The sequence below is a fragment of the Streptomyces sp. NPDC051172 genome, from assembly GCF_040682555.1.
Lineage (GTDB): Bacteria > Actinomycetota > Actinomycetes > Streptomycetales > Streptomycetaceae > Streptomyces.
The window spans coordinates 13,689-36,477 of record NZ_JBFBBE010000003.1; the positions used below are offsets into that span (position 1 = coordinate 13,689).

At 71.9% G+C, this 22,789-nt stretch carries 20 protein-coding genes; 12 read left to right on the top strand and 8 right to left on the bottom strand.

The features are described from left to right. Positions 1–136 precede the first annotated feature (136 nt). Together AB0N07_RS02355 and AB0N07_RS02360 are read right to left on the bottom strand one after the other, a co-directional pair. Positions 137–616 carry a hypothetical protein gene (locus AB0N07_RS02355; protein ID WP_365831219.1) on the bottom strand — a complete coding sequence of 160 codons (480 nt, stop codon included), beginning with the start codon at positions 614–616 and terminating at the stop codon, positions 137–139. A gap of 21 nt (positions 617–637) precedes the next feature. Continuing rightward, complete coding sequence (locus AB0N07_RS02360) at positions 638–1,372, bottom strand: beta-glucanase (RefSeq protein WP_365831221.1); 735 nt, start codon at positions 1,370–1,372, stop codon at positions 638–640. Between the two features lie 278 nt (positions 1,373–1,650). Here AB0N07_RS02360 and AB0N07_RS02365 point away from each other — a divergent pair, with 278 nt between their 5' ends. The 4 genes from AB0N07_RS02365 (at position 1,651) to AB0N07_RS02380 (ending at position 3,431) form a co-directional block, all read left to right on the top strand. Further along, a complete protein-coding gene (locus AB0N07_RS02365) occupies positions 1,651–2,046 on the top strand; it encodes a hypothetical protein (RefSeq protein WP_365831223.1) in 396 nt (131 codons plus the stop codon). Between the two features lie 306 nt (positions 2,047–2,352). Beyond that, positions 2,353–2,673: a hypothetical protein gene (locus tag AB0N07_RS02370; RefSeq protein ID WP_365831225.1), complete on the top strand. Its 321-nt coding sequence runs from the start codon at positions 2,353–2,355 to the stop codon at positions 2,671–2,673. Between the two features lie 60 nt (positions 2,674–2,733). Continuing rightward, positions 2,734–3,051 (top strand): hypothetical protein, encoded by a 318-nt coding sequence (locus AB0N07_RS02375; protein ID WP_365831227.1) that lies wholly within the window; start codon positions 2,734–2,736, stop codon positions 3,049–3,051. Positions 3,052–3,110: 59 nt separating this feature from the next. Then, entirely contained in the window at positions 3,111–3,431 is a 321-nt protein-coding gene (locus AB0N07_RS02380) for a hypothetical protein (protein WP_365831229.1), read from the top strand. A gap of 369 nt (positions 3,432–3,800) precedes the next feature. Here AB0N07_RS02380 and AB0N07_RS02385 read toward each other — a convergent pair whose 3' ends face one another. Continuing rightward, positions 3,801–4,133, bottom strand: a complete 333-nt coding sequence (locus tag AB0N07_RS02385; RefSeq protein WP_365831231.1) for a hypothetical protein — start codon at positions 4,131–4,133, stop codon at positions 3,801–3,803. Positions 4,134–4,457: 324 nt separating this feature from the next. Here AB0N07_RS02385 and AB0N07_RS02390 point away from each other — a divergent pair, with 324 nt between their 5' ends. The 8 genes from AB0N07_RS02390 (at position 4,458) to AB0N07_RS02425 (ending at position 13,861) form a co-directional block, all read left to right on the top strand. Continuing rightward, complete coding sequence (locus tag AB0N07_RS02390; protein WP_365831233.1) at positions 4,458–5,594, top strand: glycosyltransferase; 1,137 nt, start codon at positions 4,458–4,460, stop codon at positions 5,592–5,594. 20 nt (positions 5,595–5,614) lie between these two features. Continuing rightward, positions 5,615–7,078 carry an exopolysaccharide biosynthesis polyprenyl glycosylphosphotransferase gene (locus tag AB0N07_RS02395; RefSeq protein WP_365831235.1) on the top strand — a complete coding sequence of 488 codons (1,464 nt, stop codon included), beginning with the start codon at positions 5,615–5,617 and terminating at the stop codon, positions 7,076–7,078. 39 nt (positions 7,079–7,117) lie between these two features. Continuing rightward, positions 7,118–8,482 (top strand): O-antigen ligase family protein, encoded by a 1,365-nt coding sequence (locus AB0N07_RS02400; protein WP_365831503.1) that lies wholly within the window; start codon positions 7,118–7,120, stop codon positions 8,480–8,482. Next, positions 8,479–10,164 carry a lipid II flippase MurJ gene (locus AB0N07_RS02405; RefSeq protein WP_365831237.1) on the top strand — a complete coding sequence of 562 codons (1,686 nt, stop codon included), beginning with the start codon at positions 8,479–8,481 and terminating at the stop codon, positions 10,162–10,164. Before AB0N07_RS02400 ends, AB0N07_RS02405 begins: the two co-directional genes overlap by 4 nt. 88 nt (positions 10,165–10,252) lie before the next feature. Further along, on the top strand, positions 10,253–10,945 hold the full coding sequence (locus tag AB0N07_RS02410; RefSeq protein WP_365831239.1) for a polysaccharide deacetylase family protein: 693 nt from the start codon (positions 10,253–10,255) through the stop codon (positions 10,943–10,945). Further along, complete coding sequence (locus tag AB0N07_RS02415; RefSeq protein ID WP_365831241.1) at positions 10,942–12,084, top strand: glycosyltransferase; 1,143 nt, start codon at positions 10,942–10,944, stop codon at positions 12,082–12,084. Before AB0N07_RS02410 ends, AB0N07_RS02415 begins: the two co-directional genes overlap by 4 nt. Further along, complete coding sequence (locus AB0N07_RS02420) at positions 12,081–12,752, top strand: lipopolysaccharide biosynthesis protein (protein ID WP_365831243.1); 672 nt, start codon at positions 12,081–12,083, stop codon at positions 12,750–12,752. Before AB0N07_RS02415 ends, AB0N07_RS02420 begins: the two co-directional genes overlap by 4 nt. Continuing rightward, the gene (locus tag AB0N07_RS02425) at positions 12,749–13,861 is read left to right on the top strand and encodes a GNAT family N-acetyltransferase (protein WP_365831245.1); all 1,113 of its coding nucleotides are present in this window, start codon (positions 12,749–12,751) and stop codon (positions 13,859–13,861) included. The genes AB0N07_RS02420 and AB0N07_RS02425 overlap by 4 nt, the downstream gene beginning before the upstream one ends. A 7-nt stretch (positions 13,862–13,868) precedes the next feature. On the opposite strand, the gene AB0N07_RS02430 is transcribed toward AB0N07_RS02425, so the two are convergent. From AB0N07_RS02430 to AB0N07_RS02450, 5 genes are all read right to left on the bottom strand, one after another. Then, positions 13,869–15,152 (bottom strand): glycosyl hydrolase, encoded by a 1,284-nt coding sequence (locus tag AB0N07_RS02430; RefSeq protein WP_365831247.1) that lies wholly within the window; start codon positions 15,150–15,152, stop codon positions 13,869–13,871. Between the two features lie 119 nt (positions 15,153–15,271). Continuing rightward, positions 15,272–17,194 carry an AMP-binding protein gene (locus AB0N07_RS02435; protein ID WP_365831249.1) on the bottom strand — a complete coding sequence of 641 codons (1,923 nt, stop codon included), beginning with the start codon at positions 17,192–17,194 and terminating at the stop codon, positions 15,272–15,274. Positions 17,195–17,281: 87 nt separating this feature from the next. After that, positions 17,282–18,844, bottom strand: a complete 1,563-nt coding sequence (locus tag AB0N07_RS02440; protein ID WP_365831251.1) for a von Willebrand factor type A domain-containing protein — start codon at positions 18,842–18,844, stop codon at positions 17,282–17,284. A gap of 147 nt (positions 18,845–18,991) precedes the next feature. After that, entirely contained in the window at positions 18,992–19,864 is an 873-nt protein-coding gene (locus AB0N07_RS02445) for an ABC transporter permease (protein WP_365831253.1), read from the bottom strand. Next, entirely contained in the window at positions 19,861–22,698 is a 2,838-nt protein-coding gene (locus tag AB0N07_RS02450) for a CocE/NonD family hydrolase (protein ID WP_365831255.1), read from the bottom strand. The genes AB0N07_RS02445 and AB0N07_RS02450 overlap by 4 nt, the downstream gene beginning before the upstream one ends. Between the last annotated feature and the right edge of the window lie 91 nt (positions 22,699–22,789).

The window sequence follows — 22,789 nt, forward strand, 5'->3', positions numbered from 1 at the left end:
CGGCAGGCCGACGAAGCGCTCAGCGGGGGGGGTGAGGGCCGGCAGGAGGACCTGCGCGACGGACGTCGCCTGCGGACCGCCCTCGGCACCCCCGTCGTGCTGCCCTGGAGCGGCGCCGCCGCGGACCGGGCGAGGTTCACCCGACCGTTGCCGCCGCGGCGAGGACCTTGCCCAGGGCGGTCACCATGCCGCTGACGGCCGGGGGGACCTTTTCGGCGTCGCCGGAGGTGACCGCCACGATCAGGGCGTCGACCGCCTTCTTCAGAGCGGTCAGCGCGTCACCCTTGACCGCCTTGGTCCTCAGCGGGGTGGCCTTGGCGATGGCGTCCTTCACGGCGTCGCCGAGCTTCTGCGCCTCGACGACGGACAGCTGGCCGCCGTCGGCCTTCAGTACGGCGTTGAGCAGTCTGGCGACCGGGGTGAGCACACCGCCGATGTCGCCGAGCTTCTTGATCTGCGGGATCAGTTCGTCCGCCCCGGGGACGGGTCCGAGGGACGACGTGCGGGCGCGTTCCCGGACGGAGCCGGCCGCGGCGGCGGCCGGGGCGGCGATGCCGACCAGGAGGGCGGCGCAAAGAGCGACGGACGCGATACGCCGTGCGGGCAGTGCACGCATGGGGGCTCCTTTCGAGAACACTCAGCGGTAGACGCGAAGGTGGGCGACGGCGAAGGTGAGGGGGCCCGGACCGGAGGGGGCCGGGTGGTACCGGCCGGCGCTCAGCGACAGGTTGAGGATCAGATACGCCGACCAGTCGGCACCCACTCCGGTGCGGTCGCGGAAGACCCGTTCGCCGTTGACGTACCAGTCGACGGAGTGCTCGCCGTAACAGCTGCCGACGGTCACCCACTCGTCCGGGGCGATCGTGTCGGCATCCGTGTGATAGGTGCAGCCGTGGTTGACGTGGTTGGACAGCTCCAGCAGGTGCGGGTTGTCGGGGTGGTACTCGAAGGTGTCGATCTCGTTGCCGCCGTCCTTCCAGGTCCACAGCGCCGGCCAGGCGCCGGTCCCGGAGGGGAGTTTGACCCGGGTCTCGGCGTAGTCACCGGTGCGCACCTGGAAGCCTTCGGCGGAGTACTCGGTGGTGAGCAGGCCGGTGTGCCAGGCCTGCCGGCCGTTCTCGAGGGTGTGGCCGGCCGGGGAGGCGGTGAAGGTGGCCACGCCTTCGGAGACGGTCACACAACCGGGGCTGAGCCAGTCCAGCTTGTTGTCGTCCGGATTGTGGTTGCCGTAGCGGTAGGCGCTGGTTCTGTCGCCGACCCATTTGGTCCCCCAGGCGATGGGGGCGTCGAACTCCTCCGACCAGGTGAGCGACCTGCCGGTGGCGATGGCAGGGGACGCGGTCGGCATGGGCTGGGCACTGTCGGCGGTCATGGCGGTGAGGGTAGGGCCGCGAAGCGGCCGCACCGGCCGAAGAAGCGGCCGCACCGCTGGAATTCCTCTTTCACACTACCCATCCGGTCGAAACCGCACCCACCATACGATCAATTGATTCACCGACCATGTGAATCCCTTTGACGACACCGTAAGCAAAGCATTGTTCACCCCTCCGACTTTCATGCGTATGGAGTAACGCACCGCTTTTACGGAGGTCATGGACTGCTATGTTCTCCAGCCGTCGGATCAGAGGTAACTTTCAACCGAGGTGAATCATGAAGAAGGCAATTTTCACCACTGCGGCGTTGGCCATCGGCGCGGGCCTCGTGGGTGGGTCCGCCGTCGCTGCGTCGGCCGCCACCCCGCCGGCCGCGCCGGCCGCGTCGGGCGGCCTGCTCGGTCTCATGTCCCCGACCAAGGTGACTCCGGCGGTGGTGCCCGCGGCCGACGTCGTCTCGCGACTGGCCCGCAACGGCAAACTCGCCAACGGTAGCGCCTTCGACAAGCAGAAGACGCCGGGCGTCTCGGGGGTCTACCTCGACGGCATGGACCCCAACGCTTCCAAGAAGCCCACGATTCCGGTGCGGAACCCGGCCGGAAACGGCGTCGTTCAGGTCCACCCGCTGCAGGCCCCGACCTCGACGGGTCTCGGGAGCCTGCTCAGCAAGTGACAAGACGGAAACCGTAGGAGCCGGCCGTACCGGCGAAAGCCCTCATGCGAAGCATTTGTCCGGCCCACCGGCCCTCTCCCCTCCGGTGGGCCGGACACATGTCGGCGCCCGTCCCCTCTTCGGATTGTCGTTCATTTACGCCACCCGGATTCCGGATCCAATCCGGTCCGACCCCCAGGAACCTGCGGCATTGCGCCATCCGACGGAATAAACCTTGTTTGGGCGCCCGTCCCGTGACTTATACGCGCATATCAAGGTTTCCTGGTATGCAAGCGTGCGCAACCGTGAATTGAGGAAGGAACTAAGTTGCCCAGGAAGTTCGCGGTCATCACTGCCCTCACCCTCGGCGCTATGGTCAGCAGCGTCGGTCTCGCCTCGGCCAACGACAGCAACACCACCGTCAAGGGCGGCAGCGGCTTTGCGGAGTCGCCGGTCGTCGTGAACGCCCCTCAGCAGGGCGTTCTGGTGGTCAACGGGACGCTCGTTGACGGCCGTTGCATCGCCCCGTGGTCCAACGGATCCGTCCTCGGCGGCGTCGTGGCCCCGAATTCGCACTACGCCGCGTGCAACACGGCGGCCGTCGACCAGTCGCAGAACGCCCCCTACTCGGGCGGCCTGATCTTCTGACCTGCTCCGAGCAAATCGGAGCAAGCGCATCACCCAAAACAGCCCGGAAAGGCGCATCCCATGCGTAACAAGGTTTCGGCCATTTCCGCCCTCGCCGCGGGCCTCGTCCTCGCGGCGGCCGGCACCGCCGCGGCCGAGGACTGCACCGACGTCAAGGGCGGCACCGGCTTCTCGTCGTCCCCGGTCGTCGTCAACTCCCCCCAGCAGGGGGTTGCCGTCGTCAACGGCTCGGTCGCCGACCTCCGTTGCGTCGCGCCGTGGTCCAACGGTGCCGTACTCGGCGGCGTCGCGGCCCCGAACTCGCACTACGCCGCATGCAACACGGCGAAGATCGATCAGTCGCAGAACGCCCCTTACACGGGCGGCCTGATCCTCTGACCTGCTCCGAGCAAATCGAAGCACGGAAACCCCCATCGCCCCACCGAAAGGCGCATCCCATGCGTAACAAGGTTACGGCCATTACCGCCCTCGCCGCGGGCCTCGTGCTCGCGGCCGGCGGCGCCGCCTCGGCCAACGACTCCAACACCACCGTCACCGGCGGCAGCGGCTTTTCGGAGTCCCCGATCGTCGTGAACGCCCCTCAGCAGGGCATCGCCGTCGTCAACGGCTCGCTGATCGACGGGCGCTGCATCGCGCCGTGGTCCAACGGTGCCGTGCTCGGCGGCGTGGTGGCCCCGAACTCGCACTACGCCGCGTGCAACACGGCGGCCGTCGACCAGTCGCAGAACGCCCCGTACACGGGCGGCATCCTCTTCTGAGCCGCACTTCACTCGATGGCGGTCCGCCGGAACTCCGGCGGGCCGCCATCGGCTTTTCCATGCCTCGCTTCCCCCCTCATCTTTTTTGAGCTCTTCTTTTTTGAGCTTCTTTTCCGGGCCTAATACACGCCCGTGGGGCCTGTCCGCATCTGCAGCAGACAGGCCCCACGATCAGGAGGTGGCCACCAAGGAGCGCGCCAACAAGGAGGGAAAGGCGCTCCAGCGGGTCATTCCAATATGGACAACGGCGTTCTGCCGCCTGCGGTCACTCCGAATCCATCGTTCGGCCCAGCGCGCGAAGTGCGGACGCATATGCCGAAGGGTCGACTCCGAGGAATGCGGAGCCGACCCGAATCGTGGATCCGCCGGCTACTTGCCGATCGGAAGCCCGCCCAGCAGCTTGCCGCCGGCAGGGGCCGCCGGCAGGGCCGGGTTCGGCAGGGCTCCGCCGACGACGGGACCCTTCATGCCCGCGTCCTTCATGCTGCCCTTCACGCTGTCCTTCACGCTCTGCGCCACCTGACCGACGTTGTCGCCCACGAAACCCGTCGACACCTTGGCTGCCGTGGGGACACCACTCGCGACCGTCTTCCCGCTGTCCACGAGTCCCCCGGCCGGCATGTCCGCCGCGCCGGCGGGCACGGCCACCCCGGCAAGGGCGAGGGAACCGGCTACGACGGCGGCAGCCTTCAGAGTCTTCATCGTGTGCCTTTCTTTCGTGAGTCGTCTTCGAGCGGCCTAACGAGAGTTCGGCTTCCGGGAAACCCTGTTGCCGTTGCCGTAGCTCCAAACGGGTGATCCGGGGCGACAAATAGCTCATTGAAACGCCACCATTCCGACACAGATGACCGGTCCCCAGATAAATACGGGTGAGCGGCTAGAGTGGCTCACCTCGTGATTTCAGCGATGCCGGTTGAACAACGAAGCTCACGCTCTCGAACGGGTGCGGGTTTTTATATCAAGAAGCACGAGCCGCACGTCCTGGCCCCGGCTCGGACTCTTTTGTTCGGAAGGGCATCCTCTCCCATGCGTTTTTCCCCACGCGTGCCGCACATCCTGCATGTCACGCAGCCCGTCGAGGGCGGTGTCGCGCGGGTCGTGGCGGACCTGGTGGCGGCTCAGCTCGCCGCCGGGCTGCGGGTGACCGTGGCCTGTCCGGAGGGTGGCACGCTGACGGACGCTCTGCGCGCACCGGGCTGCACGGTGCTGCGCTGGGACGCGACCCGCTCGCCGGGGCACCGACTTCCGGGCGAGGTACGGCGGTTGGCGCGGATCCTGCGCGAGGTGCGGCCGCATCTGGTGCATGCGCACAGCGCGAAGGCGGGACTGGCGGCCCGGCTGGCCGTACGCGGCAGTCTCCCGACCGTCTTCCAGCCGCACGCCTGGTCGTTCGAGGCCGCCGAGGGAGTCGTCGCGCGGCTGGCGCTGGGCTGGGAGCGGTCGGGGGCGCGGTGGGCGACGCGCATCGTGTGCGTCAGCGAGGCGGAGCGGCGGACCGGGGAGCGGTGCGGGATCAGCGCCCCGTGGCGGGTGGTCCCCAACGGTGTCGACACGCTCAGGTTCCGGCCGGAGGGGGACGTCTCCCGGTCCGGGCCGGGGCCGCTCGTCGTGTGCGTGGGCCGGCTGTGCCGCCAGAAGGGGCAGGACGTGCTGCTGCAGGCGTGGCCCGAGGTGGAACGGCAGGTGGCCGGGGCCCGACTGGTGCTGGTCGGCGAGGGCCCGGACGCGGACCGGCTGCGCTCCTGCGCGCCTGCTTCGGCGGTGTTCGCCGGTGCCGCGCCCGACGCGGCCCCCTGGTACCGGGCCGCCGACGTCGTGGTCCTGCCGTCCCGCTGGGAGGGCATGGCGCTCGCCCCGCTGGAGGCGATGGCGTGCGCCCGGCCGGTCGTGGTCACGGACGTGGACGGGGCGCGCGAGAGCCTGCCGCCCGAGCAACTGCCGTACTGCCTGGTGCCGCCCGAGGAGCCCGGAGCGCTGGCGCGGGCGCTGACGGCGTTGCTCAGGGACGAGCCGCTGCGCGCGGCGCTGGGCGTGCAGGGCCGCCGGCATGTGCTCGCCGCCCACGACCTGCGGCAGACGGCGGACGCCGTGACCGACGTGTACCGCGAATTGCTCGGCGAACTGCTCGGCGTCGTTGTCGCGCCGGTCGCCGTACCCAACTAGAGCAGGAAGTGCATCACCAGATGACTGCGGAAAGTACCGTTCCCCCTCGTACGGGGCAGCAGCCGCGGGCGGCAGAGCACGCTGTCTCCGTCCTCGCCCCGCGCGGCCCCGCAGCCGGACGTCGACTGCCCGCCGGACGCAGAGAGAGCCGGCCGCGGCGGGCCTTTTGGGGGGCCCTGCCGCTCGTCGACGGCGGCGCCGCCCTGCTGGGGGTCCTGGTCGTGCCCGGGGCCCCGAGGTCTCCGCTGGTCGTCGCCCTGCTGGTGCTGGGGGTGATCGGGCTGAACCGGCGGGCCCGCCTGTACGACAGCTCCCAGGTGCGCGGTGTGCTCGACGAACTTCCCGCCGTCTGCGGACGGATCGCCGTCGGCTGGGGGGCTGTCGGGGCGCTCTCACCGCTGCGGCCGCTCCCGCCGACCGTACTGGCCGGCGCATTCGCGGTGCAGTGTGCGGCGGCCTGCGCGGGCCGTGCTGCGGTGCACGGGCGGCGGGCGCGGCGGCGCCTGCCCGATCCCGCGCTGGTGGTCGGTCCGGTCGCGGTGGCCCGGAAGGTGGCGGCCGCGCTGCTGCGCCAGCCTGGCTGCGGAGTGCGGCCGGTGGGGGTGGTCGGCAACGGCCTCGACCTCGTCGCCCGCTCCGGTGAAGGCCACGAGCTGCCACTGCTGACCACCGATCAGGCGGCGCGCCGGGCGGTCATCCAGAACGGTGTGGAGACGGTGCTCGTCGTGGGCGCCGCCACCCGGGTGGAGAAGACCGCCCTGCTGCGGGATCTCGCCGCATACGGCTGCGTGGTGTGGGAGCTGGACGCGGACGCGCCCGCGTACGGCCTCGGTGGGCGCCGCGAAGCGGGCGGGCATCTGGCGGGTTTCCCGCGCAGGCTGCTGTGCCCGGGGCGCGGACGGCGGCGGGTCGGCGTGGGCAAGCGGGTGCTCGACGCGGTGCTGTCGGGCTCGCTGCTGCTGCTCGCCTGCCCGGTGCTGCTGGTGTGCGCGGCGGTGCTGCGGCTCATGGACGGCCCCGGTGTGCTGTTCCGGCAGGAGCGTATCGGCAAGGACGGGCGGCCGTTCACCCTGCTGAAGTTCCGCACCCACCGGCCGGCCAGCGCGCACGAGGCGGCGACCCGCTGGAGCGTGGCGAACGAGCACGAGATGAGCCGCTTCTGCCGGTTCCTGCGCCGCACCTCGCTGGATGAGCTGCCGCAGTTGTGGAACGTCTGCCGCGGAGACATGAGCCTGGTCGGTCCGCGGCCCGAACGACCGTATTTCGTGGCCAAGTTCAGCCAGACCTACCCGGGTTACCGGGAGCGGCACCGGATGCCGACCGGGATCACCGGGCTCGCCCAGATCCACGGGCTGCGCGGTGACACCTCCATCGAGGACCGCTGCCGCTTCGACAACGCCTACATCGACAACTGGTCGCTGTGGCAGGACATCTGCATCCTGGCGCGTACGGCGGTCCTGTTCGTGCGGCCGACGGGGAGCTGAGCGCGGGTGAGCACTACCTCGGCGGCCTCCGTACCGCTCGTGCCGCCGCTTGTGGCGCTGCGCCGGGCCGCTTCCGTGCTGCCCGTCCTGGCGGTGATCGCCCTGCTGGGGTTGCCGGCCGAGGCGGGCAGCGGCGCCACGCCCGCCGACGCGGCCTGCGGGCTCGTCGTGCTGTGGGCCACCGTGTGCACCGTACGGCGGGCGCGGCGCCCGCTGACGCGGACGGCGGCGGTCGTGCTCGGGCTGCCCGTGGTGGGCATCGCGGTGTCCGCGACCGGGGCGGTGACGCCCGGCGACGCGGTCACCGGACTGGGCCGCTACCTCCAGGTGTTCGTGCTGGTGCCGCTCGCGATGGTGCTGCTGGTGCGCGACCGGCGCGACGCACGGCTCGTGCTGTGGGCGCTGGCCGGTCTCGCGCTGTGGCAGGGGGCGGTCGGGGTGCACCAGTACCTCACCGGGACCGGGGCCTCGTACCAGGGTGCCGACATCCGGGCGGTGGGGACCTTCGGGCCGTCCGACGTGATGGGGATGGCGGCCGTCGTCGCGTCGGGAGTGGTGGCGCTGACCGGTCTCGCGCTCGGGACGGGTCCGCGGCGACAGCGGGTGCTGGCGGCGGGATGCGCGCTGGCGCTGCTCGTGCCGCTCGCGCTGTCCTTCAGCCGGGGCGCCTGGATCGCCACCGCCGTGACCTGCGGGGCACAGCTGCTGCTGGCCGGGGTACGGCGGGCGGTGGAGGTGTTCGCTGCCGCGGCCGCGGCGGCGGTGGTGCTGGTGGGCGGGTTCGGGGTGGGCGGCTCGGTGCTGCAGGAGCGGCTGGACAGCATCGGCCGGGTCGCCGGCGCACCGGACCAGTCGGTCGTCGACCGGTACACCATGTGGGCGGCCTCCGTCGGCATGTGGCGCGAGCACCCGCTGACGGGCGTGGGCCTGAAGGCCTTTCCCGCATACCGCGACTCGCACGCCTCGCTCGCGCTGTCCTCGGGCAGCGACACGGAGGGCGCGGGCCAGGCCTTCCGGCGCCAGCCCCTGCTCTCCCCGCACAACATGTACATGCTGCTCCTGAGCGAGCAGGGCCTGCTGGGTCTGCTCACGGTCGCAGGCAGCTGGCTCGCCCTGCTGGTGGCCGCGCTGCGCCGACTGCGCCGGGCGGGAGCGTCCCGGGACTGCGCGCTCGCGGCCTGCGGGCTGCTGCTGTGGCAGCTGGTGGACTTCCTGTACGCCGACATCGGCGGCCCCTCCACCACCCTGACGGCGGTCTGCTTCGGCGTCGCCGCCTGGTGGTCGCTTGCGGGGGGCTCCACTGGTTGTGCGGAGTTGCGGCTCCGCCGCGGGGCAGCGGAATGCCGTCGGCCGCACAGCCCCGCGCCTCTTCAGGGCCCCACCGCCGAATCGGGCCCGCGATGAACCCCGGACCGGCGCCCACCACGGGCACTTCCGACGCGACCGGCCTGGACGGCGCGCTCCCGGCCGACGGACTCGCCGGCGCGCCCGCCGCCCGGCAGACGGACACCCCCTCGGCCCGCTTCCTGGCCCGGGCGACGCTCCTGTCCGCCGCCCTGTCCATGGCCGGGGCGGTCCTCGGCCTGGCACGGGACCAGGCGCTCGCGCATCTCTTCGGTGCCGGCGCGGAGACCGACGCGTTCCTGGTGGCCTGGACGGTGCCCGAACTCGCGGCGACCCTGCTGATCGAGGAGGGCATGGCGTTCGTGCTGGTGCCCGCGTTCAGCGTGGCGCTGGCCCGGCGGGCACTCGGGAACAGCACCCCCGACCCGGTGCGCGCCCTGGTCGCCGCCTCGCTGCCGCGGCTGTGCCTCGCCTTCGCCGCCACGGCCGCCGCGCTCGTGGCCGGGGCGCCACTGCTGGTGGACGCCCTCGCGCCCGGCCTGCCCGACCCGTCGCTCGCGATTGCGTGCACGCGGCTGACCGCGACCTGCGTGCTGAGCTTCGGGCTCGCCGGGTACTGCAGTGCCGCGCTGCGCGCCCACCGTTCGTATCTCGCACCCGGTGCGATCTACATCGCGTACAACGTCGCGATCATCTCGACCATGGTCGTCCTCGGTGTGCACTGGGGCGTGCGGTCCGCCGCCCTCGGGGTCGCGCTCGGCGGGTGCCTGATGGTCGCCGTACAGACTCCGTCGCTGGTGCGGCGGCTCGCGGGGCGGCCCGGCCGCAACGACTGCGGGTACGAGGACGACGGCGGGCGGCCGCTCGCGCCGGGCCTGGTCTGTGCCGTTCTGCTGTTCGCGTTGTGCCGGCAGTCGCAGGTCCTCATCGAGCGGCATTTCGCGTCCGCGCTGCCCGCCGGCGCCATCTCGCACCTCAACTACGCCCAGAAGGTCGCCCAGTTGCCGATGTCGCTGTCCATGATGGTGTGCATCGTCACCTTCCCGGTGGTGGCACAGGCCATCGCCGAGGGCGACACGCGGCGGGCCCGGGACCGGGTCGAGCGGGATGTGCTGCTGATGGCCTGTCTCGTCCTGCTCGGTGCCGCGGTGGTCGTGGCCTGTGCGCCGCAGATCGTCCAACTCCTCTTCCAGCGCGGGGCGTTCACCAAGCAGGACACCGACGCGACCGCGGCCGTGATGCGGGTGTACGCGGCCGGGCTGCTCGGGCAGACGCTGGTCGGGGCGCTCGTGCGGTCGTACTTCGCGGCCGGCCGCACCACCTGGTTCCCGCTGGGCGCGATGGGCGTGGGCGCGCTCGCCACCGTCGTCATCGGCGCCTGGGCCGTACGGCCCTGGGGCGCCTGCGGCATCGCCGCGGCCAACGCGACCGGCATCACCCTCACCGCGCTGCTCATGCTGCACGGCCTGGGTCCGCGCAATGTGCCGGTGCGGGTGCGCCGGGTCGTCGCCGAACTCGTCCGGCCGGTGTGCGCGGCCGCGTGCGCCACCGGGGCCGGGCTGCTGGTCGCCGGGGTGTTCACCTCACCCGCGGCGGCCGTCGCCGCCTGCTGCATCTGCGTGACCGTCGTCTTCCTGCTGCTGGCCTGGGTCCTCGACGCGGCGGACGCCCGGTCACTTCTGCTTCCCCTCGCGCAGTCACTCCGTCATTCCGTCACACGAAAGCTGGGTCATGGTCGCTGACGTCTCCGCTGCACCGCGCAAGGCCGAACCGGATCCCAGATCGTCCGCGAGAAGACGGTCCAAGCGGGGTCCCGCCGTCTGGGTGGCCATGTACCACTCCGTCTCGGACTGCCCGGACGACCCGTACAACGTCACCGTCACCCCGGCCCGTCTCGACCGCCAGTTCGCCTGGATGTCGAGCCGCGGCCTGCGCGGGGTGAGCATGCGCGAACTGCTCGCGGCGCGCGCCCGCGGCACCGAGCGCGGCCTGGTGGGGCTCACCTTCGACGACGGATACGCCGACTTCACCGGCGACGCGCTGCCCGTGCTGCGCCGCTGGGGTTTCACGGCGACCGTGTTCGTGCTGCCCGGGCGGATCGGCGGCGAGAACGCCTGGGAGCCGCTCGGCCCCCGCAAGCCGCTGCTCGACGTGGACGGCATCCACCGTGCGGTCGCCGCGGGCATGGAGGTCGCCTCGCACGGTCTGACCCACCTGGACCTGACCAAGGCCACGGACGAGGTGCTGCACTCCGAGGTCGGCGACAGCCGCCATCTGCTCGCCGGGATCATCGGCGCCGAGGTGGAGGGCTTCTGCTACCCGTACGGGTATCTCGACGAGCGCGTCGCCGCCGCCGTGCGCCTGGCCGGTTACCGCTACGCCTGCGCGATCACCCCCGGCCCGGACGGCTGCGGCGACTTCGCGCTGCCCCGCATCCATGTCGGGGAGATCGACACCGTCGTACGGCTGGAGCTGAAGCGGCGCCTGGCCCGGTTCTTCGGCCGCTCCGTGGAGGCCGTGTGAGGGCCCTGCATGTCATCACCGGCCTCGGCGTCGGCGGAGCGGAGCAGCAGTTGCGGCTGTTGCTGCGGCACCTTCCCGTGCAGTGCGACGTGGTGACCCTGACCAACCCGGGCCCGGTCGCCGAGGGCCTGGCCGCCGACGGCGTCCGCGTCATCCACCTCGGCATGGGCGGCAACCGCGACCTCGGCGCGCTGCCCCGGCTGACCCGGCTGATCCGCGGCGGCGGCTACGACCTCGTCCACACCCATCTGTACCGGGCCTGTCTCTACGGCCGGATCGCCGCGCGGCTCGCGGGAGTCCGGGCGGTGGTGGCCACCGAGCACTCGATCGGCGACACCGCGCTGGAGGGCCGGCCGCTGACCGCGGGCGTCCGCGGGCTGTATCTGACCGGCGAGCGCCTGGGCCGCGCCACGGTCGCCGTCTCCCCGACGGTGGCCGAGCGGCTGCGCCACTGGGGCGTGCCCGGGGCACGCATCCGCGTCATCCCGAACGGCATCGACGCGCCCCGGTTCCGCTTCGACGAGGTGGCCCGCAAGGAGGCCCGGATGCACTTCGGGCTGCCCGAGGACGCCTATGTCGTCGGCGGGGTGGGCCGCCTCGCCCCGGGCAAACGCTTCGACCTGCTGCTGCGCGCGCTGTCCCGGCTGCCCGGTGACGCACGGCTGCTGCTGGTGGGCGGCGGCCCCGAGGAGACGGTGCTGCGGCGCACCGCGCGGGCGCTGGGGGTCGCGGACCGGGTGGTGCTGACGGGCGAGCGGCCGTATCTGCCCAGCCCCCGCGACGACGCGCCCGGCCTGGTCGATCTGCTGTCGGCGATGGACGTGCTCGTCTCGCCGTCGACTCAGGAGGCCTTCGGGCTGGCCGTGGTGGAGGCGCTGGCGGCCGGGCTGCCCGTGCTGTACGCCAGCTGCCCCGCCGTCGAGGACCTGCCGCCGGACGCGGCACCCGGCGCCCGGCGCGTCACCGGCGGCACCGGGGCGTACGTACGGGAGCTGCTGCGGCTGCGGGCGGCGGGGCCGGGCGAGCGATGCGTCCCGGACGCCGTGCACCGCTACGACATCGCGTGCAGCGCCCGGCAGTTGATGGATGTCTACACGGCCGCCCTGGCCGGCTCGACCCTGGAAGTGAGTGCTCCATGACCGACAACCCCGTTCAGCGTGCCCGCCTGCCGCGCCGTGAGCACGCCCGTGTGCAGCGGCTGCCCGCGTGGTGGCTGCTGCCGGCCGGCGCACTGCTCGGTGCCGTGGCAGGCGGCACGTACGGACTGGTGAAGCCGCCGCAGTACACCGCGACCAGCTCGGTCGTGGCCGTCGCGGCCGGCCGGTCCGACGTCGACTGCGCCGACGCGCTCGGCTTCGCGCAGGCCTACGGCCGGGTGGCCCCGCAGCTCGCGGTGCTCGGGGACGCACAGGTCGAGGCGGGTGTTCCGGCCGCGACGCTGCGCAGGAGTGTGCAGGTCGCGACCTCGCCGGACGCGCCGATGGTCTCGGTCTCGGCGACCTCGTCGAACCCCGCCCAGGCCGCGGACATCGCGAACGCCGTCTCCGGCGCGCTGGTCACGCAGGCGGGCCACACCAAGGCCGGCACCGGCATCCGGCTGGAGCCCCTCGCCCGCGCGATGCGGCCCGCCGAGCCGTCGTCCGCGTCCTGGAAGCTGACCTCGCTGGTGGGTGCCTGCGCCGGCGGTCTGCTGGGCGGACTCGCCCTGCTGGCCCGGCCGCGGCGCAAGGCGGAGGACGACAGCCCCGGCCAGCCGACGGTGCCCGCCCCGACCCATGCCGCGGACGCCCGCGGGACCCTCGGATGACCGCGTCCGGCCATACGCTCTCGGTGGAACTGTGCACCGACGAGCGCACGTTCGCCGCGCTGGCCGGGGAATGGGGACGGCTGCACGATGCCTGCCCGTCGGCGACACCGTTCCAGAGCCACGCCTGGCTGCACTCCTGGTGGCTCTCGTACGGCACACCCGACGGGCTGCGGCTGTTCCTGGTGCGCCGGGGCGGTGAACTGGTGGCCGCCGCCCCGCTGATGCGGGTACGGCATCCACTGCCGAAGCTGGTGCCCATCGGCGGCGCCATCTCCGACTTCTGCGACGTACTGCTCGACGAGAAGGAGGCCGAGCATGGCAGCCGTGCGCTGGCCGACGCCCTGGCCGAGGCGGCCCGCACCGCGCTGATCGACTTCCGGGAGGTCCGGCCCGGCAGCGCGGTGGAGCAGGTCTATGGCCGCTGGCGCGGTCCGCGCCGCAGGCTGCGCGACTCGACGTGCCTGGAACTGCCCGCCGTACCGATGACCGAGCTGGTCAAGCGGCTGCCGCCGACGCGCGCGCAGCGGGTGCGCAACAAGGTGAACAAGCTCGGTCGGCTGGGCGTCGAGTGGCGGGTCGTCGGCCACGACGAGACGGAGACCGCGCTGCGGCGGCTGCTGGAACTGCACCGACTGCAGTGGCAGGGCAAGAAGATGACACCGGAGCACACCCGGCCGCAGTTCCTGGAGCACCTGGTGCGGTCGGTGGTCCCGATGGCCCGCTCCGGGCAGGCCGCGGTGACGGAGTTCCTCCTGGAGGGCGCGGTGGTGGCCGTCAATCTGCATCTGCTGTCGGGGCGGCTGCTGGGCGACTACATGTACGGCTTCCACCCGGGGCTGCGGGAGCGCAAGGTGGACGTGGCGACGATGCTGCTGCACGCGTCCACCGAGCATGTCGCGCCCGCCGAGGAGGGCCGGGTGCTGAGCCTGATGCGCGGCGACGAGCCGCACAAGTACCGCTGGTGCCCCGAGACGGTCTACAACCAGCGTTTCCTGCTGGCTGGGCGGCGCACGGCGCCGCTGCTGGCGGCCACCCTCTGCGCGGCCGCCGCCCGGTACGGGGCCAAGTCGGTCCGGCGCATGGTCCCCGACTCCAAGGACCACTGGTAGCACCGCCTCAGGGCGAGGGGGCGGGCGGGACCTGCGGGGTGAGGGGCGGCGCGGGCACGGCGGGCACCGGCGGGGTCGGCGCCGGGGGCTCGGGAACGGCCGGTGCCGGGGGCGTGGACACCGGCGTCGGCAACGGCACCGGTGTCGGCTCCGGTGGCACGGGGACCACGGGCGCGGGCGGGACGGGCACGACGGGCAACGGCGTCGGCTCCGGCAGGACGGAGCTGGCCAGCACCGCACGGTAGGTGGCGGCGGCCCGGGGATTTTCGGTGCAGAGCCACACGCCGTGCGGGCAGTAGTCGGTGATCGTGTTGTACAGCGGCTTGTGCTCGTCCATCCAGGCGAGCATGCGCAGCATGTACGTGACGTTGTCGCCGTTGCGGTACAGGCCCCACTCCGGATACGAGATCGGCTTGTGGTGCTGCCGCGCGAAGTCCACGTGGAACTGCAGGCCGTAGGGCTCCGACACCTCCTCGTCGAACGACATGCCACGCGGCTGGTCGTACGAGTCCATGCCGACGATGTCGACGAAGTCGTCGCCGGGATAGCACTTGGGCCACGGAATCGAATCCGCACCCCGGTTCGGGGCGAAGTCGAACCTGAACTTCTGGCCGGGGATCGATCGCATGACGGTGACGATGCGCCGCCAGTAGCGGATCCAGTCCTCCGGGTCGGGGCCGCAGCGGTGGGTGTACGTGACGCCGTTCATCTCCCAGCCGAGCACCAGGACCGTGTCCGTCGCACCCAGGTCGACCAGGCGCTTCGCCAGCAGCCGGAAGTGCTCGTCGAACTCGCCGGCCGCGGCGCGCCGCAGCAGCCGTGCGACAGCGATGTCGGAGACCTGCGCCTCGTTGTGCTCCATCAGCGGGACGTTGAGCACGAGCAGCCGGTCGGGCTTGGCCAGTCGCCACTTGGCCCAGCTGTCGAGGAAGCCGTAGCCGCCCTCGATGTTCTCCCACACGTCCCCCGGCAGATAGGTGTGCCCCACGCGCAGTTCGGTGCCGCCCAGCCAGCCGCTGAACTCTCTCAAACGGACCAGCCCTTCGGGCTCGGAGTCGAGGAAGGCGCCGAACGCGGCGCGTCGCACGTCCGCCTCGGAGTAGGCGCGCGCGTCGTTCGCGGGCGCGGGGGTGGGCTCCAGTGCGCCGGGCATCACGGCGTGCTGGGAGGCGGGGTGCCGTGCGGCATCGGCCGGGGAGGCCGGGCCCCAGGCGAGAGCGGCCGACACGATCGCTCCTGCGGTGATGATCGCCAGCCGCCTGTGGGCGGACCGGCGGCGATGAGGGGTCATTCATCCTCCTTTGCCGCAATTCCGCACATTAATGACACATAGTCATATATCACTTAATTGCACCACTTGAGTCGGGCGGCCTGACATGGATCACCCTCATGAGTGACCCGGTCGGGCCGTCAGCCGCCGTACAGCGCCTCGATCTGCTCCGCGTACGCCGCCGTCACGGCGTGCCGCTTGATCTTCAACGACGGGGTGAGCAATCCGTTGTCCTCCGTGAACTCACCCTCGACCAGGGCGAAGGCACGGACCGACTCGGCGCGGGAGACGGCCTCGTTGGCGTAGTCCACGGCCTTCTGGACGTCGGCGCGCATCCGCGGATCCCGGACGACCTGCGACAACGGCGTGTCCGCCGGCAGCTTGCGGACCGTCAGCCAGTGGGCGACGGAGTCGGGGTCGAGGGTGATCAGGGCGGCTACGAAGGGACGGTTGTCGCCGACGACGATGCACTGGCCGATCGGCGGGCGGCTGCGCAGCCGGTCCTCCAGGACGGCCGGGGAGACGTTCTTGCCGCCGGAGGTGACGAGGATGTCCTTCTTGCGGCCGGTGATGGTGAGGTAGCCGTCCTCGTCGAGGGAGCCGAGATCGCCGGTCGCGAACCACTCGTCGTGCAGTACGGCGTCGGTGGCGGCCGGGTTGTTCCAGTACGCGCCGAAGACGACGCCGCCCTTGATGAGCACCTCCCCGTCGTCGGCGATGCGCACCGCGGTGCCGGGGACCGGGACGCCGACCGTGCCCGGGCGGGGCCCCAGGGGCGGGACGATGGTGGCGGCCGCGCTCGTCTCCGTCAGGCCGTAGCCCTCGTAGACGATGATTCCGGCGGCGTAGAAGAACAGATTGAGGTTGCGGTCGAGCGGGGAGCCGCCGCTGATGGCGTAGCGCATACGGCCGCCGAGTTCCTTGCGGACACGGCGGTAGACCAGCAGGTCGTACAGGGCCCAGGCGGCGTAGAGGGCGAGGCTCGGGCCCTTGCCCGTCCCCAGGAACTTGTTCAGATACGCCTGGCCGAAGCGGACGCCGATGCGGTCCGCGCGGTCGAAGGAGGCGCCGCGGCCGATCTTCTCGGCGGTCGCACGGCCCGTGTCGTGGATCTTCTCGAAGAGGTAGGGGACACCGACCAGGAAGGTCGGGCGGAACTCCTTGAGGGCGGGGCGCAGTTCGTCGGGCTTGATGCTGGGGCAGTGGCCGATCTCGATGCGGGCCGTCAGACAGGCGATCTGGAGGGTGCGGCCGAGGATGTGGGCGAGCGGGAGGAAGAGGAGAGTGGAGGCGACCTGGCGGGTGACCTCCTTGAAGATCGGGTGGAGCAGCTCGACCGTGTTGGCGGCCTCGGCGTGCAGATTGGCGTGGGTGAGGACACAGCCCTTCGGTTTGCCGGTGGTGCCGGAGGTGTAGCAGATCGTCGCGGTCGTCTCCGGGGTGAGGGCGGCACGGCGTTTGCCGACCTCCTCGTCGGGGAGGTGGCGGCCGAGAGTGGTGAGGTCGGTGAGTGCTTCGTCGTCCAACTGCCATATGCGCGGGTGCCGTTCGTGGCGAGCCGTGCCCGTCGTCACCGTGGCGGCGTTCTCGGCGGTCTCGGCGACGACGAAGCGGGCGTCCGAGTCGCGGACGATCCACTCCACCTGTTCGGCCGAGGACGTGGCGTAGATCGGGACGGTCTGGCCGCCCGCCGCCCAGATCGCGAAGTCCAGGACCGTCCACTCGTAGCGGGTACGGGACATGACGGCGACCCGGCCGCCCGGTTCGAGGCCCGCGGCGATCAACCCCTTGGCCACGGCGGTGACTTCGCGGGCGAAGGCGGCCGCGGTCACCGGCTGCCAGGACCCGTTGTGGTGCTTGCGCCGCAGGACCACGGTGTCGGGGGCCTCGGCCGCGTTGGCGAAGGGGAGGTCGGCGGTACTGCCGGTGGCCGGGCGCGGGGCGAGGGCGGGGGTGCGGGCCTCGCGCACGACCCCGTCCTCGTCCTTGACGACCTCGACCTTGGCGCGAGAAGCAAGGTCGGCGCGCTGTTTTGCCCTTTTCAGGTCCTTGCGTACGCCCATGACGGCTCCCGGTCGGCTCTGACTGGGAGGTCAACTTACTCACAAGTAAGGAAAGGTCAATGGGGCGGCGGTGAGTGGACTGACGTTCTAGCCCTGGCTGCGGTCGGCCTGGTCTATCGCGTCGGCCAGCTGCTGTACGTCCTTGTCCTCGGTCTCCTTCGCCAACTGCTCGGCGCGGTCGTGGAGTTCGCTGAGGCCGGGGTCGCCGGGGAGGGAGCGCCGGCGTTCGTCGCCCTGGCGGAGGGCGTCGGCGAAGTAGGCGGCTACCGCGGTGACCTGGAAGCGCGGGCTCGCCTCCCGGAGGGAGCCGGTCAGGGCGCCGGTCTCCAGTTCGCCGGATTTCTCGTGCGGGTCGCGGGTGTCGGGGTCGAGCCAGCGGACGGTCGCCGTGGCGAGGTGCCCGTCGGCGCCGGGCCTGGTGCGGACTGCGTAGAGGGCGGTGACGGTGTGGCCGGGACCGACCTCGCCGCCGTCGACGCGGTCGTTGCGGAAGTCGTCGTCGGCCACCCGGCGGTCGTCGTAGCCGACGAGACGGAACTCGGCGACCGTGGCGGGGTCGAAGGCGACCTGGGCCTTGGCGTCGCGGGCGGTCAGGTCGATGTTCTGCGGGAGCTGGTCGCAGAAGACCTTGCGGGCCTCGTCCTGACCCGAGACGTACACGGTGTGGCCGTCGCCCTTGTCCGCGAGGCGTTCCATGAGGGCGTCGCCGTAGTCGCTGCCCACGCCGACGCCGAAGAGGGTGATGCCGTACTCGCGGCGGGCCGAGGAGATGCGGTTCAGGATCGAGTCGGGGTCGGTGTCGCCGTCGTTGGCGAGGCCGTCGGAGATGAGGACGACGCGGTTGGTGGCGTTCTTGCGGCGGCCCTCGACGGCGGTCGCGTAGCCGGTCTCGACGCCCGCGCCGAGGTTGGTGGAGTAGGTCGGCTCCAGGCCGTCGATCGCGTGGTGGATCTCGCCCCGGTGGCCGCCGAGGCGGGTCATCGGCAGGACCTGCTCGGCCTTCTCGCTGAAGGTGACGACGGCGACCGAGTCGTCGTCGCGCAGCCGGTCCGTCATCGTGTCGAGGGACTTCTGCGCGAGGTCGAGGCGGCCGGGCTCGGACATGGAGCCGGAGATGTCGATGACGAAGGTGAGGGCCGCGGGCGGGCGTTCGCCGCTGTCGGCGGCAGGGCGGGTGGCGAGGCCCACGCGGACCAGGGACCAGTTCTTCTCGTCGGTGCGGGCGCCGTCGACGGTGACCGTGAAGCCGTTGCCGTCGGGGCGCTCGTAGTCCTGGCGGAAGCTGTTGACGAACTCCTCGGGGCGGATGGTCGAGGGGTCGGGGCGCAGGCCTGCGGCGAGGGTGCGGCGGGTGTAGCCGTAGGAGGCCGTGTCGACGTCCAGGGCGAAGGTGGAGAGGTGGTCGTCCGGGGTCGGGGACGGGCCGGCGAACCTGTCCTCGCCCTGCTGCCCGCCGGCCGTCGGGGCGGCAGGGGCCGGAAAGCCCCCGTGCGAGCCGTCCGAGGCCTTGTTGCTGCCGTCGGAGCCGCCGCCCGCACTGCAGGCCGTGAGCAGCAGGCCGCTCGTCGCCGTGAGGGCGAGAAGGGCTGCGCGCAGCCGTCGGGTGCGGCGGTGTGGCGTGCCCGGGCGTGGTGTTCGGTACCGCTCCATCTTCCGTGCCCCCTTGCTGTGTTGACGCCGACGTCTGTGACTGTGACGGCGCGGGGGGTCGGAATGTGCGGCACGGGGTGTTGCGGATGAATCTCAAGACGGCCACGATCATGGCCGGTCGAGACCGGTGGGTGATCCTCCGTTGACCTAGGACACCACGTCCTTGCGGGCGAAACCGCGGAAGGCCAGGGCGAACAGCACGAGCGCGTACGTTATGGAAATCGCCGTGCCCTGGATCATGCCGGACCACTCGGGGTGCGGCTGGACGGCGTCCGCCCAGGCGAACTGCCAGTGCGCGGGCAGGAAGTCACGCCAGTGACCGAGGGCCGTCACGGCGTCCAGGACATTGCCGACGATGGTGAGTCCGACGGCACCGCCGACCGCCCCGAGGGGTGCGTCGGTCTTCGTCGACAGCCAGAACGCCAGCCCTGCGGTGACCAGTTGGGACACGAAGATGAACGCCACGACCACCAGCAGGCGCTGGGCCGCCGTGCCCGAGTCCAGCGCACCGCCGGTGGGGATCTGCAGCGGGCCCCAGCCGTAGGCGGCCGTGCCCACGGCCAGTGCCACCACCGGGAGCAGGATCATCGCGGCCAGGCTGAGGCCGAGTCCGACGACGAGCTTGGACCACAGGAGGCGGGCGCGTGGGACCGGTGCGGCCAGCAGATAGCGCAGGGAGGACCAGCTCGCTTCGGACGCCACCGTGTCCCCGCAGAACAGGGCGACCGGGATGACGAGCAGGAAGCCCGCGGAGACGAAGAGGTTGACGGCGGCGAAGTTGGCTCCCGACGCGGTGGCCGTGTCCATCAGGGTCACCCGGCCGTCGCGGCCGCTCGGGTCGCCGCCGATCGCGAACGCGATGAGCAGCACGAACGGCAGCGCGGCGAGGATCCCCGCCATGATCAGCGTCCGGCGGCGCTTCAGCTGCCGGGCCAGCTCGACCCGTAGGGGCAGGGTGCGGGCGGCCCGGTAGCCGGAGGCGGCGTGGAGGGGCTCGGTGTGCTCGGCCAGCGTGCTCATGCGGAACCTCCGATCAGGGTGAGGAAGGCGTCCTCCAGGCGGCGGTGGGGGCCGAGTGAAGCCACCGGGACTTCCAGGCGCACCAGCTCTACGAGGAGGTTGGCGGCGGTGCCGGTGCCCGTGCGGGCGGCTGCGGGCGGTTCATCGGTGAGTGCCGCGGTTTGCTGTTGTCCGTCTGCGGCGCCGTCGTGGCTGGTCGCGCCCCGCGGCGGAGCCGCTGATGCATGCAGCCCCGCGCCCCTCAGGGGAGCTACCGCGCCAGCGGTGACTTCGCCGCCCCCGGTCGGGCCGGACCCGTTGCCGGGAGCCAGCCGGACCAGGAGGCCACCCTCCGTCCGTACCGCCGACTCCACCCCCGTCAGTGCCGCCACCTTCTCGATCAGCGGGTCGGAGATGTCGGCGGCCAGGCCCACCAGGAGGGTGTCGCCGGAGCCGATGATGTCGGACACCGGGCCTGCCTGGACCAGGCGGCCGCGGTCCATGACGACCAGGTGGGTGCAGGACTGTTCGACCTCTGCCAGGAGGTGGCTGGAGACGATCACTGTGCGGCCGGCCGCCGCGTAGCGGATCAGCACCTCGCGCATCTCGCGGATCTGGGGCGGGTCGAGGCCGTTGGTCGGTTCGTCGAGGATGAGCAGGTCCGGGAGGCCGAGCATGGCCTGGGCGATGGCGAGGCGCTGGCGCATGCCCTGGGAGTAGGTGCGGACCGCTCGCGCCAGTGCGTCGCCGAGGCCCGCGATCTCCAGGGCCTCGTCCAGGTGGGCGTCCTCGGGTGGGCGGCCCGTCGCCTGCCAGTACAGCTCCAGGTTCTCGCGGCCGGACAGGTGCGGGAGGAAGCCCGCGCCCTCCACGAACGCGCCGACCCGGGACAGGACCGGGGCGCCGGGGCGGATCGCCTGGCCGAAGACACGGATCTCGCCGCCGTCCGGCCTGATCAGGCCCATCAGCATGCGCAGGGTCGTGGTCTTGCCCGCGCCATTGGGACCGAGGAGGCCGAGCACCTGGCCCTTCTCCACGCGGAAGGACAGGTCCCGTACCGCATAACGGTCCGCCGACTTGGCGTACCGCTTGCTCAGGTCCGTGATCTGGAGCGGGACCTCCGCCAGTTCGGGGGCCGGGGCCGGCGCGATCGTGCGGCGGCGGCCCGTCAGCAGCAGGGCCAGGGCGAGTACCGCGCCGGTCAGCGGGAGCCACCACACCCAGGACGGCAGCGGGGCCGCCGCGGTCGTCACGCCGGGTGCCGTCGGCACCTTCAGGTCGCCCTTGAGGGAGACGCTGTACGTCGCCGGGGCGGCCGGGGAGGCGTAGCCCAGGTCGGTGGAGGCGAGGACCAGGCGCAGCCGGTGGCCCTGCTCGACCTCGTGGTCGACGGCCGGGAGCGTGATCGTCACGTCCTTGCCGGACTTCGCGCCCTCGACACGGACGGGCGCCACCAGCTGCGAGGGCAGCACGGGTGCGCCGCCGCCGGGACCGATGTCGTACACCTTCCCGAAAAGCACGGCGTCGTCGCTCGTCGACCTGACGTGGACGGTGACCGTGGGCGATCCGGTGATGCGCAGGCCACTGCTCACCGGCGCCGACTCGAATTGCGCGTACTGGCCGGGGAAGTCCAGCGACACCCCGACGCCCAGCGAGGACAGCTGGGCGAGGCCGCCGGCGCCGCCGAGGCCGGGCAGGGCGGAGACGGCGGGCGGGCTGGCGCCCGCAGGGTTGGCGAAGCTCTGCTGCGAGCCCCTCAGCCGCACGGAGCGCTGTCCGCTCTCCAGGCCCGGGTACGTGTCGTCGGTCGCTCCCCGCAGCACGGCCGCGCCGTCCGTGGAGTCGACGCCTCCGGTGCGGGTGATGCGGAAGGCCGGGCCCGTGTCCGTGCCCTTGTCGTCCTTGAGGTACTGGTCGAACCAGGCACGCACGCGTGTCTGGACGCGGCTGGTCTCCATGTCGCCGCCGTCGTGCCCGCCGGCGATCCAGTCGACGTCGACCGGGGCGCCGTTGGCACGGATGGCCTTCGCCGCCGCGTCCGCCTGGCCGAGCGGGAAGAGGGAGTCCGTCTGGCCCTGCACCAGGAACGTCGGCACCTTGATGCGGTCGGCAACGGCGGACGGGGAGCGGGCGGCCAGCAGCTCACGCGCCTGCGCGTCCGGCTTGCCCGACTCCGCGACCCGCTCGTACATCCCGCACAGCTCGGGCTGGAACCTGCCGCAGCCGCCGCCGGAGTTGATGAAGATGCCCGCCCACAGCTTCTTGAAGACGTCGTTCGGGAACAGGGCGTCCGCCAGGTTCCAGTAGGTGATCGCCGGGGCGATGGCGTCCACCCGGTGGTCGTACCCCGCTGCCAGCAGGGAGATCGCGCCGCCGTACGAGGCGCCCGCGACGCCCACGCGCGGGTCGCCGGGCCTGTCGAGCTGGACCTGTGGCTGCTTCGCCAGCCAGTCGATCAGCTTGGAGACGTCGGCGACCTCGCCCTTCGGGTCGTTCAGCCCGATCTTGCCGGTGGACTTCCCGAAGCCGCGGGCCGACCAGGTGAGCACCACGTAACCGTCTGAGGCCAGGTCCTCCGCCTGCTGCCGGACGTCCTGCTTGCTGCCGCCGAAGCCGTGGGCGAGCAGGACGGCGGGGTGGCGGCCGCCGGTGGAGCCGGGGGTGAAGTACGAGGTGTCGATCCGTACCCCGTCCATCGCCATGATGCGGTCGGTCCGGTGCACCGGGGGCTTGTCGTCCGAGGCGACGGCCGTCCACGTTCCCGCGCCTGCGAGTACGACGACGGCGGCCCCGGCGGCAAGCAGCCTCCGGGGCCCCCGAAGCAGCCCTCGCGGGCGGGGCAGTCGAAGATCCATGTCTCAACGGTACGGGGCGTCTCTGACAGTTGGGGCAGACCGTGGAGTGAACCTGGGGCCGGCTGTGTACCGCAGTTGGTGTACGGCTGCG

Coding starts and splice junctions, on each gene's coding strand:
- AB0N07_RS02440 (WP_365831251.1), bottom strand. CDS start 18,844: ATGGAGCGGTACCGAACACCACGCCCGGGCACGCCACACCGCCGCACC.
- AB0N07_RS02430 (WP_365831247.1), bottom strand. CDS start 15,152: ATGACCCCTCATCGCCGCCGGTCCGCCCACAGGCGGCTGGCGATCATC.
- AB0N07_RS02445 (WP_365831253.1), bottom strand. CDS start 19,864: ATGAGCACGCTGGCCGAGCACACCGAGCCCCTCCACGCCGCCTCCGGC.
- AB0N07_RS02435 (WP_365831249.1), bottom strand. CDS start 17,194: ATGGGCGTACGCAAGGACCTGAAAAGGGCAAAACAGCGCGCCGACCTT.
- AB0N07_RS02410 (WP_365831239.1), top strand. CDS start 10,253: ATGTACCACTCCGTCTCGGACTGCCCGGACGACCCGTACAACGTCACC.
- AB0N07_RS02385 (WP_365831231.1), bottom strand. CDS start 4,133: ATGAAGACTCTGAAGGCTGCCGCCGTCGTAGCCGGTTCCCTCGCCCTT.
- AB0N07_RS02375 (WP_365831227.1), top strand. CDS start 2,734: ATGCGTAACAAGGTTTCGGCCATTTCCGCCCTCGCCGCGGGCCTCGTC.
- AB0N07_RS02360 (WP_365831221.1), bottom strand. CDS start 1,372: ATGACCGCCGACAGTGCCCAGCCCATGCCGACCGCGTCCCCTGCCATC.
- AB0N07_RS02395 (WP_365831235.1), top strand. CDS start 5,615: ATGACTGCGGAAAGTACCGTTCCCCCTCGTACGGGGCAGCAGCCGCGG.
- AB0N07_RS02420 (WP_365831243.1), top strand. CDS start 12,081: ATGACCGACAACCCCGTTCAGCGTGCCCGCCTGCCGCGCCGTGAGCAC.
- AB0N07_RS02355 (WP_365831219.1), bottom strand. CDS start 616: ATGCGTGCACTGCCCGCACGGCGTATCGCGTCCGTCGCTCTTTGCGCC.
- AB0N07_RS02450 (WP_365831255.1), bottom strand. CDS start 22,698: ATGGATCTTCGACTGCCCCGCCCGCGAGGGCTGCTTCGGGGGCCCCGG.
- AB0N07_RS02405 (WP_365831237.1), top strand. CDS start 8,479: ATGAACCCCGGACCGGCGCCCACCACGGGCACTTCCGACGCGACCGGC.
- AB0N07_RS02425 (WP_365831245.1), top strand. CDS start 12,749: ATGACCGCGTCCGGCCATACGCTCTCGGTGGAACTGTGCACCGACGAG.
- AB0N07_RS02380 (WP_365831229.1), top strand. CDS start 3,111: ATGCGTAACAAGGTTACGGCCATTACCGCCCTCGCCGCGGGCCTCGTG.
- AB0N07_RS02390 (WP_365831233.1), top strand. CDS start 4,458: ATGCGTTTTTCCCCACGCGTGCCGCACATCCTGCATGTCACGCAGCCC.
- AB0N07_RS02365 (WP_365831223.1), top strand. CDS start 1,651: ATGAAGAAGGCAATTTTCACCACTGCGGCGTTGGCCATCGGCGCGGGC.